This is a genomic window from Sphingomonas sp. CCH15-F11, assembly GCF_001557005.1.
GTDB lineage: Bacteria > Pseudomonadota > Alphaproteobacteria > Sphingomonadales > Sphingomonadaceae > Sphingomonas.
The window spans coordinates 25,181-36,694 of the sequence record NZ_LSKG01000015.1; the positions used below are offsets into that span (position 1 = coordinate 25,181).

At 67.8% G+C, this 11,514-nt stretch carries 13 protein-coding genes; 9 read left to right on the top strand and 4 right to left on the bottom strand.

Translation table 11 applies throughout. The annotated features are described in order from the left end of the window. Positions 1–75: 75 nt before the first annotated feature. On the bottom strand, positions 76–468 hold the full coding sequence (gene secG / locus AX709_RS01745; RefSeq protein WP_197419071.1) for a preprotein translocase subunit SecG: 393 nt from the start codon (positions 466–468) through the stop codon (positions 76–78). A 204-nt stretch (positions 469–672) separates the two neighbouring features. Between secG and AX709_RS01750 the strand changes: the two genes are divergently transcribed. The 9 genes from AX709_RS01750 to AX709_RS01790 all read left to right on the top strand — a co-directional run bounded on the left by AX709_RS01750 (position 673) and on the right by AX709_RS01790 (position 8,896). After that, positions 673–1,038, top strand: a complete 366-nt coding sequence (locus tag AX709_RS01750) for a MarR family transcriptional regulator (protein WP_066546147.1) — start codon at positions 673–675, stop codon at positions 1,036–1,038. Beyond that, entirely contained in the window at positions 1,031–1,705 is a 675-nt protein-coding gene (locus tag AX709_RS01755) for a C40 family peptidase (RefSeq protein WP_066546150.1), read from the top strand. The genes AX709_RS01750 and AX709_RS01755 overlap by 8 nt, the downstream gene beginning before the upstream one ends. Next, a complete protein-coding gene (gene argC, locus AX709_RS01760) occupies positions 1,702–2,634 on the top strand; it encodes an N-acetyl-gamma-glutamyl-phosphate reductase (RefSeq protein ID WP_066546153.1) in 933 nt (310 codons plus the stop codon). Before AX709_RS01755 ends, argC begins: the two co-directional genes overlap by 4 nt. 152 nt (positions 2,635–2,786) lie before the next feature. After that, positions 2,787–4,244 (top strand): glucose-6-phosphate dehydrogenase, encoded by a 1,458-nt coding sequence (gene zwf, locus AX709_RS01765; RefSeq protein WP_066479346.1) that lies wholly within the window; start codon positions 2,787–2,789, stop codon positions 4,242–4,244. A gap of 49 nt (positions 4,245–4,293) precedes the next feature. Further along, the gene (pgl, locus tag AX709_RS01770) at positions 4,294–4,998 is read left to right on the top strand and encodes a 6-phosphogluconolactonase (RefSeq protein WP_066546156.1); all 705 of its coding nucleotides are present in this window, start codon (positions 4,294–4,296) and stop codon (positions 4,996–4,998) included. Between the two features lies 1 nt (position 4,999). Continuing rightward, positions 5,000–6,817, top strand: coding sequence for a phosphogluconate dehydratase (gene edd, locus AX709_RS01775; protein WP_066546159.1), 1,818 nt, complete (start codon positions 5,000–5,002; stop codon positions 6,815–6,817). A gap of 13 nt (positions 6,818–6,830) precedes the next feature. Then, positions 6,831–7,802 (top strand): glucokinase, encoded by a 972-nt coding sequence (gene glk / locus AX709_RS01780; protein WP_066546161.1) that lies wholly within the window; start codon positions 6,831–6,833, stop codon positions 7,800–7,802. Next, the gene (gene eda / locus AX709_RS01785; protein WP_066546164.1) at positions 7,799–8,410 is read left to right on the top strand and encodes a bifunctional 4-hydroxy-2-oxoglutarate aldolase/2-dehydro-3-deoxy-phosphogluconate aldolase; all 612 of its coding nucleotides are present in this window, start codon (positions 7,799–7,801) and stop codon (positions 8,408–8,410) included. The genes glk and eda overlap by 4 nt, the downstream gene beginning before the upstream one ends. A gap of 6 nt (positions 8,411–8,416) precedes the next feature. Continuing rightward, complete coding sequence (locus AX709_RS01790) at positions 8,417–8,896, top strand: DUF5946 family protein (protein WP_269450305.1); 480 nt, start codon at positions 8,417–8,419, stop codon at positions 8,894–8,896. 4 nt (positions 8,897–8,900) lie between these two features. On the opposite strand, the gene mltG is transcribed toward AX709_RS01790, so the two are convergent. The 3 genes from mltG to AX709_RS01805 all read right to left on the bottom strand — a co-directional run bounded on the left by mltG (position 8,901) and on the right by AX709_RS01805 (position 11,510). After that, positions 8,901–9,869, bottom strand: a complete 969-nt coding sequence (gene mltG / locus AX709_RS01795; protein WP_066546176.1) for an endolytic transglycosylase MltG — start codon at positions 9,867–9,869, stop codon at positions 8,901–8,903. 20 nt (positions 9,870–9,889) lie between these two features. Further along, on the bottom strand, positions 9,890–11,149 hold the full coding sequence (gene fabF, locus AX709_RS01800) for a beta-ketoacyl-ACP synthase II (RefSeq protein WP_066546178.1): 1,260 nt from the start codon (positions 11,147–11,149) through the stop codon (positions 9,890–9,892). A gap of 124 nt (positions 11,150–11,273) precedes the next feature. Further along, positions 11,274–11,510 carry an acyl carrier protein gene (locus tag AX709_RS01805; RefSeq protein ID WP_066479272.1) on the bottom strand — a complete coding sequence of 79 codons (237 nt, stop codon included), beginning with the start codon at positions 11,508–11,510 and terminating at the stop codon, positions 11,274–11,276. Positions 11,511–11,514: the final 4 nt, after the last annotated feature.

The window sequence follows — 11,514 nt, forward strand, 5'->3', positions numbered from 1 at the left end:
CGGCGTAATCCTTGAGAGCAACATCGCGCAAGCGCGCGAATCCGCGCGCCGCGAAAAAAATCGGTCGGAACGGGTTTACTGGACGACGGGAACTGCGTCGTCGGTGCCGTTCTGGGCGGCGACGATGTTCGCCGCCGCCTCGCCCAGCGGGTCATCGGCACCAGGGCGCGCGGCCGCAGGCGGCGTGGCTGGCGTGGTGGCGGCGGGGTCGCGAGCCAGGCTGGTGTCGATCCGGTCGCTGCCGCGCGTCGCTGCAACCACCGCCAGCACGATGCTCATCGCGATGAACAGTCCGGCCAGGATCGACGTCGCGCGCGTCAGGAAATCGGCGGCACCGCGCGCCGACATCAGTCCCGACGGGCTGCCGCCCGAGGTCAGCCCGCCGCCCTCCGACCGCTGCATCAGGATCACCGTCACCAGCATGGCGGCGATGATGGCGTGAACGACGAGCAGGAAAGTGAACAGCATGGCGTTGGATCAATCGTTTCGGGGAAGTGTCGGCGGCGACATAGGCGGTGTGCCTGCCACGATCAACCTGCGGCGATCATCCCGCGCGACGGCGACCGTAACATTTCGGCTGCGCGCGGAAACTTGCCTGTCGGTTCGGCGTTCATCTCGCGTGGAAAGCCGCACCTATCCCAAGACGAGTTGGAACCTGATGTGAATGCGTTGATGCCCAAGCCTCTGTCGTCATGGAAATTGGCGTTGGTCGAATATGTGCGCTCGGGTGAACCCGACCTCACCAATCGACAAATGGCCCTGCTGTTGCTCGTCTATCTCGACCCGGGCCCACATACCGTGCGTGGACTCGCCAGCGCACTGAATGTATCGAAGCCCGTGGTGACGCGCGCCTTGAACCGCCTGGGGGGGCTGGGCTATCTGCGCCGCCAGCGTGACGAACGCGACAAACGAAACATCTTCGTCGCGCGAACGGATGAGGGGGCAGATTTTCTTGCAGAATTCGGGCAGTTCCTTGTCGGCAAACGATTTGCCGACCCCCCGGCCCATCGCACCAACGCCGAACCGGTTCGTGCTTAGCCAGCATTCGGTCGCCATCGATCGTCGGATCGACGCCGTTCGCGGCGACCTGGCCCATATCGATTTTGCGGGACGCGTGTTCGTGCCGAGCTATGCCCAGCCGATTCGTCGGGCGGTGATGACGCGCGGCGAGGTCCGTGCCGACGTGCGCGGCGACAGCGAGATCCTTTCCGAAATCCTGCCCGGCGAAGCCTTTGACGTGCTGGAAATCGCCGCGCACCGCGCGTGGGGACAATCGCCGATCGATGGAACCGTGGGTTATGTCGATGCGAGCGTGCTCGGCGGCGTCGGTGCCGATGACCGGATAACGCACCGCGCATCCCCCGAACCGGCGACGATTGCGGAAATCGCGGCCGGCTTCGTCGGTATCCCGTATCGCGCGGGCGGACGATCGTCAGCGGGAATGGATGGCGGCGGGCTGGTCTTTGCCGTGCTGCGCGAGGCAGGGGTTCCGGCCCCGCGCTTCGTCGACCTGCAGCGGGAACTCGGCGTGGCGGTGGCGGGTGAGCCCGAACCGGGCGACCTGTGTTTCGCGGGCGACCGCGTCGGCGTCCTGGAGACGTCCACGACCCTGATCTGCGCGGACCCGGTTCGGGGCGTCATCCGTCTCGACCTGGCGACTGTCGGCGCGGCGGACGCGGACCGCATCTGGCGGCGCGTGATATGAAGACGACGGTGTTCATCGACGGGGCGGTCGGCACGACTGGCCTCGAAATCCGCGAGCGGCTGGCCGAGCGTGCCGAGATCGACGTCGTCGCCCTGGACGACGCGCGCCGCAAGGATGCTGCCGCGCGGTCGGAGGCGCTGAACGACGCCGACATCGTCATTCTCTGCCTGCCCGACGACGCCGCGCGCGAGGCGGTCGGTCTGATCGCCAATCCGCGCACGCGGGTGATCGACGCGTCGAGCGCCCACCGGATCGCGGAAGGGTGGGCCTATGGCTTCGCCGAGCTCGAGCCCGCTCAGGCGCAGGCGATCGCTGCCGCGACCCGCGTCAGCAATCCGGGCTGCTACCCGACCGGTTTCCTCGCACTCGTGCGGCCGCTGGTCCGCGCCGGGCTGGTGCCGCATGATTTTCCGCTCAGCGTCAACGCCGTCTCGGGCTATTCGGGCGGCGGCCGCGCGATGATCGAGGCGTTCGAGGGCGGAACCGAACCGACCGCGTTTCGCGCCTATGCCATGCCGCTCGGCCACAAGCATGTGCCCGAGATGCAGCGCCACGCCCGGCTGGAGCATCCGCCGATCTTTCAGCCCGCGGTCGCGCGCACCTATCGCGGCATGATCGTCGAAGTCCCCCTGCCCCTGCATGCGCTGCCGCGCCGGCCGGGACTGGCGACGATCGAGGCGACGTTGCGCGATGCCTATCGGGACAGCCCGCTCATCCGCGTCGAGAGCGACCCCGACGACGTCCCCGTGCCGATCGAGGTCGATGCCGGCAGCGACCGGCTGACCCTGCGCGTCTATGGCAATGCCGAGCGCGGGCACGCCCGCCTGGTCGCGACGCTCGACAATCTCGGCAAGGGCGCGGCGGGTGCCGCGGTCCAGAACCTCAACCTGATGGCCGGGTTCGACCCCGTCGCGGGGCTGACCGTCTAGACACGGGCTGGACGCGCCGCACCTCCATACGTATGCCGCGCGGCGAACCTTGATCTTTGCCGCGGCATCGTGTCGACCGGCAGAGCCAGCCAAACGGCATCAGCCGCAGCGCCAACCGGCGCCGCACGAGCGGACAGGAGAATGACAACGCGATGAGCCAGGCAGTCGGCAAGCTTCTGGTGTTCGGCGCGACGGGCGACCTTGCCCAGCGCATGCTCCTCCCCTCGCTCTACGGGCTGCACGTCGACCGGCTGTTGCCGGCGGGGCTGGAAATCTATGGCACCGCCCGGTCGGAACATGACGATGCCGGCTATCGCGCCTTCACCGCGACCGCGCTCGAGGCGCATCTGCCGGCCGATCGCAAGGATGCAGCGGAAGTCGAATCGTTCCTGAAGCGGGTGCACTACCAGCCGCTCGACGCGTCGACGATCGAGGGCTTCGATGCGCTGGCGGCGAAGCTGGGCGACATCTCGGGCGGGCTCGCCATCTTCCTGTCGACCGCGCCGTCGCTGTTCGGCCCGACGATCAAGGGGCTGGAATCGGCCGGACTGGCGGGGCAGAATGTCCGGATCGGGCTGGAAAAGCCACTCGGCCACGACCTCGCGTCGAGCTGCGAGATCAACGACATCGTCGCCTCCGCCTTTCCGGAGGACCGCACCTTCCGGATCGACCATTATCTCGGCAAGGAAACCGTCCAGAACATCCTGGCGCTGCGCTTCGGCAATTCGCTGTTCGAGCCGAGCTGGAACGCGCGCGGGATCGACCATGTCCAGATCACCATTTCGGAGACCGTCGGGCTGGAGGGGCGCGCGGGCTATTATGACGGCTCTGGCGCGCTCAGGGACATGGTGCAGAACCACATGCTGCAACTGCTCGCGCTGATCGCAATGGAGCCGCCGGCGCGCGTCGACGGCACCGCGATCCGCGACGAGAAGGTCAAGGTCCTGCGCTCGCTGCGCCCGATCCGCGCAACCGATGTCGAGAAGCTGACCGTCACGGGCCAATATACCGGCGGCGCGGTCGACGGGCGGATCGTCACTGGCTATGCCGAGGAGCTGGGCCGCACGTCGAACGCGGAGACGTTCGTGGCGATCAAGGCGCATGTCGACAATTGGCGGTGGCAGGGCGTGCCCTTCTATCTGCGCACCGGCAAACGGATGGCGGAACGCCGTTCGGAGATCGTCGTTCAGTTCAAGCCGGTGCCGCATTCGATCTTTGCCGAACGCGGCGGATCGCTCCAGCCCAACACGCTGGTCATCCGCCTCCAGCCCGAGGAATATGTCCGCTTGCTGGTCATGGCGAAGGAACCGGGCCTCGACCGTGAGGGCATCCGCCTGCGCGAAGTGCCGCTCGACCTGTCGCTCACCACGGCCTTTGCGGGTACGCGGCGGCGGATCGCCTATGAGCGCCTGTTGCTCGACCTGATCGAGGGCGACGCGACCCTGTTCGTGCGCCGGGACGAGGTCGAGGCGCAATGGCAGTGGATCGACGGGATTCGCGACGGCTGGGCCGCGCATGGACAGGCGCCCAAGCCCTATGCGTCGGGTGGCTGGGGCCCGTCCGCCGCGATCGCGCTGACCGAGCGCGACGGCGTGACCTGGAACGAATGAACGGCTCCGGCCCACGTGGCGCGGCGACGGAACACGACAAGGAAACGAGATGACCGAGATCGAATGGTGGGATTATGACGACGCCACCGAAATGGCCGATGCGGTCGCGGGCGACGTGCAGTTCATCATCGAAAGCGCGATCGACGCGCGCGGTGCCGCAGTCATCGCGCTGCCCGGTGGCAAGACCCCGCTGCCGATCTACGATCGCCTGGCGAAGGCCAAGCTCGACTGGAAGCGCGTGACGATCGTGCCGACCGACGACCGGCTGGTGCCGATGGGCGATCCGCTGAGCAACATCACCGCGATCGGCAAGGTCTTCGTGCCCAAGGGCGCGCGCGTCTTTCCGATCACCAGCGAGAAGGCGGAGGATTACAAGGCGGCGGGCCGCGCGGCCGATGCGCGGTTGCAGGACCTGCACTGGCCGCTCGACCTGTGCCTGCTGGGCGTCGGCGGCGACGGGCACACCGCGTCGATCTTTCCCGGCCCCGACCTGGACGAGGCGCTGAACGGTCCGCGCGAGCGCCGCGCGCTGGGGGTCATGCCCGACCCGCTGCCGCCCGAGGCGCCGGTGGCCCGCGTCACCCTGTCGCGCGCGTCGATCATCACGGCCAAGGCGCTGATGATCGCGGTCAGCGGCCAGGCCAAGCGCGACGTGATCGAGCAGGCGATCGAACAGGGCCAGTCCTCCCCCTTCCCCATTGGCCGCGTGCTCGCGGAAGCCGAGTTGCCGGTCGACATCCACTGGAGCGAATAAGATGTCCCTCCACCCCGTCATCGCCGCGGTCACCGACCGGATCATCGAACGCTCGCGCCCCGGCCGCGCCGCCTATCTCGACCTGATGGACCGTCAACGCGACCATGGCGTCGGTCGGCCCCGGCTGGGCTGCGCCAATCTGGCGCATGGCTATGCCGGCACCGATGAGCAGCGCGACGCGATGAAGGACGGCGCGCGCATGAACATCGGCATCGTCACCGCGTACAACGACATGCTGTCGGCACACGCGACCTTCTATCGCTATCCCGAGCAGATGAAGGTCTGGGCGATCGAGGCGGGGGCCACTGCGCAGGTCGCGGGCGGCGTGCCCGCGATGTGCGATGGCGTGACCCAGGGCTATGAGGGCATGGAGCTGTCGCTGTTCAGCCGCGACGCCATCGCGCTCTCGACCGCGGTGGCGCTCAGCCACGCGATGTTCGAGGGCACGGCGATGCTGGGCATCTGCGACAAGATCGTGCCGGGGCTGCTGATCGGCGCGCTGCGCTTCGGGCATTTGCCGGCGGTGATGATCCCCGGCGGACCGATGCGGACCGGCCTGCCCAACAAGGAAAAGGCCGCGGTCCGCGAACGCTATGCCGAGGGCAAGGCGACGCGCGAGGAGCTGCTCGACGCCGAAATCGCCGCCTATCATTCCAAGGGCACCTGCACCTTCTACGGCACCGCCAATTCGAACCAGATGATGATGGAGGCGATGGGCCTGCACGTCCCCGGCGCGGCCTTCGCCAATCCGGGGACAAAGCTGCGCCAGGAACTGACGCGCAAGGCGGTGCATCGCCTCGCCGCGATCGGCTGGCAGGGCAATGACTATCGCCCGCTGTCGGCGTGCGTCGACGAGCGCGCGATCGTCAATGCGGCGATCGCGCTGCTGGCGACCGGCGGCTCGACCAACCATCTGATCCACCTGCCCGCGATCGCGCGCGCGGCGGGCATCGTCATCGACTGGGAGGATTTCGACCGGCTGTCAGGCGTCGTGCCGCTGCTCGCGCGCGTCTATCCCAATGGCTCGGCCGACGTGAACCAGTTCGAGGATGCCGGCGGCCCGAGCTTCGTGATTCGCGAACTGCTGCGCGGCGGGCTGATCCATGGCGATATCCTGACCATCGCCGAGGGGGGCTTTGCCGAATATGGGCGCAAGCCGGTGATCGCGGACGACCGGCTCGTCTGGCGCGACCATCCCGCCACCAGCGGCGACGACGCGATCGTCCGCACGATCGACGCGCCCTTTTCGCCCGAGGGCGGCTTCCGCATCGTCCAGGGCAATCTGGGCCGTGCCTGCATCAAGGTATCGGCGGTCGAGCGCGATCGCTGGATCATCGAGGCGCCCGCGCGCGTCTTCACGACGCAAGCCGCGGTGCAGGAGGCATTCAAGGCGGGCGAGCTCGACCGGGACGTGGTCGTCGTGGTCCGGCTGCAAGGGCCGAAGGCGAACGGGATGCCCGAACTGCACAAGCTGACGCCGCCGCTCGGCGTGCTCCAGAACCGGGGGTTCCGCGTCGCGCTCGTCACCGACGGTCGCATGTCGGGGGCGAGCGGCAAGGTACCCGCCGCGATCCACCTGTCGCCCGAGGCATTGGGCGGTGGCCCGATCGGCAAGGTGCGCGATGGCGACGTCATCCGCCTCGACGCCGAAGCCGGCACGCTGAACGCGCTGGTCGACGCCGCCGAATGGGATGCACGCGACTCGGTACTCGAAGCGCCGGTGTTCGAGGGCACGGGCCGCGAGCTGTTCAACCTGTTCCGCGCCGCCGACGAGGCCGAACGCGGCGCGTCCGCCATGCTGGCGGCGGCCGGGCTGTAGGGAGGGCGTGCCGATGGAAATCGTCACCGTTGATATTGGCGGCACGCATGCCCGCTTCGCCATCGCGGAGGTCGATGACGGTCGCGTCATCTCGCTATCGGAGCCGATGACGCAGAAGACCGCCGAGCACGCCAGCCTGCAGACCGCGTGGGAAGCGTTCGGCGTCGAGCTTGGCCGCCCCCTACCCCGCGCGGCGTCGATCGCCGTCGCTTCGCCGATCGGGGGCGAGATCATCAAGCTGACCAATAATCCCTGGATCATCCGCCCGGCGCTGATCAACGAGCGGCTGGGCGTCGACAACTGGACGCTGATCAACGATTTCGGCGCGATTGCCCATGCCGTCGCGCAGGCCGCGCCCGAATGGTTCACGCATCTCTGCGGCCCAGACGAGCCGTTTTCCGCCCGTGGCTCGATCACGGTTTGCGGCCCCGGCACCGGGCTGGGCGTCGCGCAGGTCCATTTTTCCGGCGATGGTCGTTATCACGTGATCGAAACCGAGGGCGGGCATACCGACTTCGCGCCACTCGACGGGCTGGAGGATGCAATCCTCAAGCGGCTGCGCAAGACCTATACCCGCGTGTCGGTCGAGCGGATCGTTGCCGGCCCCGGCATCGTCGCAATTTATGAAACGCTGGCGGAGATCGAGAACCGTCCGATCCAGCGTTATGACGACAAGACGATCTGGACGATGGCGCTGGAGGGCAGCGACAGCCTGGCCACCGCCGCGCTCGATCGTTTTTGCCTGAGCCTGGGTGCGGTGGCGGGCGACCTCGCGCTTTGCCACGGTCCCCGTGGCGTGGTGATCGCCGGCGGGCTTGGCCTCAGGCTCAAGGACCACCTGATCCGCTCGGGCTTCGAGCAGCGCTTCACGGCCAAGGGGCGGTTCCAGTCGCTGATGAAGTCCGTGCCGGTCAAGATCATCAGTCACCCCCAGCCGGGCCTCTATGGCGCGGCGGCGGCCTATGCGCAGGAGCACACGCGATGAGCGACATCCAGACCATCATGCGCACCAGCCCGGTCATCCCGGTGCTGGTGATCGAGGATGCGGCGACTGCCCGGCCGCTGGCGCAGGCGCTGGTCGCAGGCGGGCTGCGCGTGCTCGAAGTGACGCTGCGCACCGGCGCGGCACTGGAAGCGATCGCCGAGATGAAGCAGGTCGAGGGCGCGATCGTCGGCGCGGGCACGGTGGTGACCACCGAACAATTTGCGCAGGTGATGGACGCGGGCGCCGAGTTCATCGTCTCGCCCGGCCTCACGGAAAAGCTCGCCGACCCGATCATCGCCAGCGGCGTTCCCTTCCTGCCCGGCGTCGCCACTGCCGGCGACATCATGCGCGGCTATGACCTGGGGCTCAGGCACTTTAAATTCTTCCCTGCCGAAACCTCGGGCGGGCTCAAGGCGCTGAAGGCACTCGCCGCACCCTTCTACGAAGCGCGCTTTTGCCCGACCGGCGGGATCACGCCGGCGACCGCGACTGATTGGCTGAGTTTCGATCCGGTGCTTTGCGTCGGCGGCAGCTGGGTGACGCCAAAGGGCGCGAGCATGGCCGAAGTCGAGGCGCTGGCGCGGGATGCGGCGACGCTGCGGGGGTGAGCGATGATGCGCGCCCCCTGTCAGGGCTGCGGCGGCATGTTTTCAGCCGACCGCCCCGGGGCGACGCATCCCTATATGCTAGGGAGTGCCGGATGCTGGGCGACCTATGGCGAGGTGTTGGCGCGCGAATATGAACAGCCGCCATTATTTCAGGCCGTGCACCGGCTGACCGTCGACGCCTATGCCGTCCAGCATCCCGGCGATCCCGACGACCGGCGTGCGCGGCAATCGGTATGGATCCACGCGGCAGCCCTGTTCGTGATCTTCGAGCGGGGAGCCGACCATGCCGAAGCGCGAAAGCTGCTTTCCGCGCTCGCCCATCGCGAGTTTCCGCTTCTGCCGGCCCATCAGCCCTTTGCCATCACGACTGCGGAGGTCGCGGCAGCGCCGCCCGCGCGTCACGTGGAGATGGTCGAAGCCTGGGCGCGCGATGCGCATCGGTGCTGGGCCGGGCTGCGCCCGGACATCATCGCACTGCTCGGCTGATCGTTCAGATCTCGCCCCGCGCCCGCCGGATCGCGCGCCACTTGGCGACATTGGCGTTGTGCTCCGCCAGCGTGCGGGCGAAGACATGCCCGCCCGTGCCGTCAGCCACGAAATAAAGCGCATCGCTGTCCGCCGGATCGAGCACTGCGTCGATGCTCTCGCGCCCCGGATTGGCGATCGGCCCGACCGGAAGACCCACCATCGCGTAGGTGTTGTAGCCATTCTGCGCACGCAGTTCGGAGCGCAGGATGCGGCGGCCGAGCGGACGCCCCCTGGTGACCGGATAGATGACGGTCGGGTCGGCCTGGAGCGGCATGCCCATTCGCAGCCGGTTGGAATAGACCGCCGCGACCCTGCGCCGTTCCTCGGGCTTGCCGGTTTCCTTCTCGACGATCGAGGCGAGAATGATCGCCTCCTGCGGTGTCCTGACGGCCGTGGCCGGCGTGCGGCGCTTCCAGGCTTCGGCCAGGTAGCGGGTCATCGCCGCCTGCATCCGCCCGACCACCTCGGCGCGCGTGTCGCCGCGCTGATAGCTGTAGCTGTCGGGCAGCACCGAGCCCTCCGCCGGCACCGCCACGTTTCCGGTCAGCTGCGGCGCCTTCATCACCGCGTCATGGACCAGAACCGACGGCCAGCCCTCGGGCACGCGCACCAGCCGCTGCAGCGTCTCGCCGCGCTGGAGCAGGTTCAGGATCTCTGCCTGGCTCACGCCCTTGGCGAGGCGATACTCGCCCGCCTGGATCGCGGTGTCGTCGCCCAGCACGCGGGCGAGCAGCACAAAACGGCGCGCGGACGTGACGGCGCCGGCCCGTTCGAGCGCGCTCGCCGCACCCGACAGGCTGGACCCGCGTGCAATCAGGACGGTCGTGTTTGCCTCCAGCGGTCCCGCGCCGCGCCAGCTGTTCAGCGCGAGCGCCACGCCGGCGACCAGCGCGAGGACGAGGACCAGTCCGAAACAGCCAAGCCTGCGCATCGACCCACTCTATCCGGCGATCAGATCGCCCGCATCACCAGGCTGGCGTTGGTACCGCCGAACCCAAAGCTGTTGTTGAGCACCGCCTTCACCCGCCGCTCCTTGGCGACGTGCGGGACGAGGTCGACGCCTTCGCAATTCTCGCTCGGGTTATCGAGGTTGAGCGTCGGTGGCACGATCTGGTCGCGCATCGCGAGGATGCAGAAGATGCTCTCCACCGCGCCGGCCCCGCCGAGCAGATGGCCGATCGCCGACTTGGTCGAGCTCATCGACATCGTCTCGATCGCGTTGCCGAAAAGGCGACGCACCGCGCCCAGCTCGAGCTCGTCACCCAGCGGCGTGGACGTGCCGTGCGCGTTGACATAGTCGATGTCGGACAGGCTGAGGCCGGAATTGCGCATCGCCATCTGCATTGCGCGGAACGCCCCCGATCCCTCGGGATGCGGCGCGGTGACGTGATAGGCGTCGCCCGACAGGCCATAGCCGATCACCTCGGCATAAATTTTCGCGCCGCGCGCCTTGGCGCGCTCATATTCCTCGAGCACGATGACGCCTGCGCCTTCGCCCATGACGAAGCCGTCGCGGTCGCGGTCATAGGGGCGGCTGGCACGCGACGGATCGTCGCGAAAGCCGGTCGACAGTGCGCGCGCCTGGCCGAAACCGGCAATGCCGATCGGACAGATCGCGCCCTCCGCACCGCCCGCCAGCATGACATCGGCGTCGTCCATCGCGATCATCCGCGCGGCGTCGCCGATCGAATGCGCGCCGGTCGAACATGCGGTGACGACCGCGTGATTGGGGCCCATCAGCCCGTATTTGATGCTGACCTGGCCCGAGATCAGGTTGATCAGCCGGCCATGGACGAAGTGGGGCGACACGCGCTTGGGGCCGCGTTCGGCCAGCACCAGCGATTCGCTCTCGATGCCCGGCAGGCCGCCGATGCCCGACCCGATCGAGCAGCCGGCACGCAGCCGGTCCTCCTCGGGCATGTCGGTCAGCCCGGCATCCTCCAGCGCCTGGCCGGCGGCGTCGATGCCATAGACGATGAAGGGGTCGACCTGGCGCTGCACCTTGTGGTCGACACGCTTGCCGGGATCGAAGCCATATTCATGGTCGGCCGGCTTCACTTCGCAGGCGTAGTTGGTGTGATAGTCGGTCGCGTCGAAGCGCGTGATCGTGCCCGCGCCGGATTTCGACGCGATCAGGTTCCGCCATGCGGTTTCCACTTCGGCCCCCAGCGGGGTGACCAGACCCAGACCGGTCACGACAACACGGCGCATCCCGATTCTCCGTCCTTCAATCCAGTAACGACAAACGGCCCCCCGCCCCTGATTTGCCCGGGTGCGGGAAGCCGTCTCATGTCTTCCCGGCCCGTATCGGGGCCGGGGTCAATCCGTTCCGCGCTCAGCCCTGATGGCTGTCGATGTAGCTGATCGCGTCCTTGACGGTCGTGATCTTCTCGGCGGCTTCTTCCGGAATCTCGACGCTGAATTCTTCCTCGAACGCCATCACCAATTCGACGATGTCGAGGCTGTCGGCGCCCAGATCGTCGATGAAGCTCGCATCCTCGGTCACCTTCTCGGCTTCGACACCGAGATGCTCGACGACGATCTTCTTCACGCGATCGGCAGTCTCGCTCATTCCC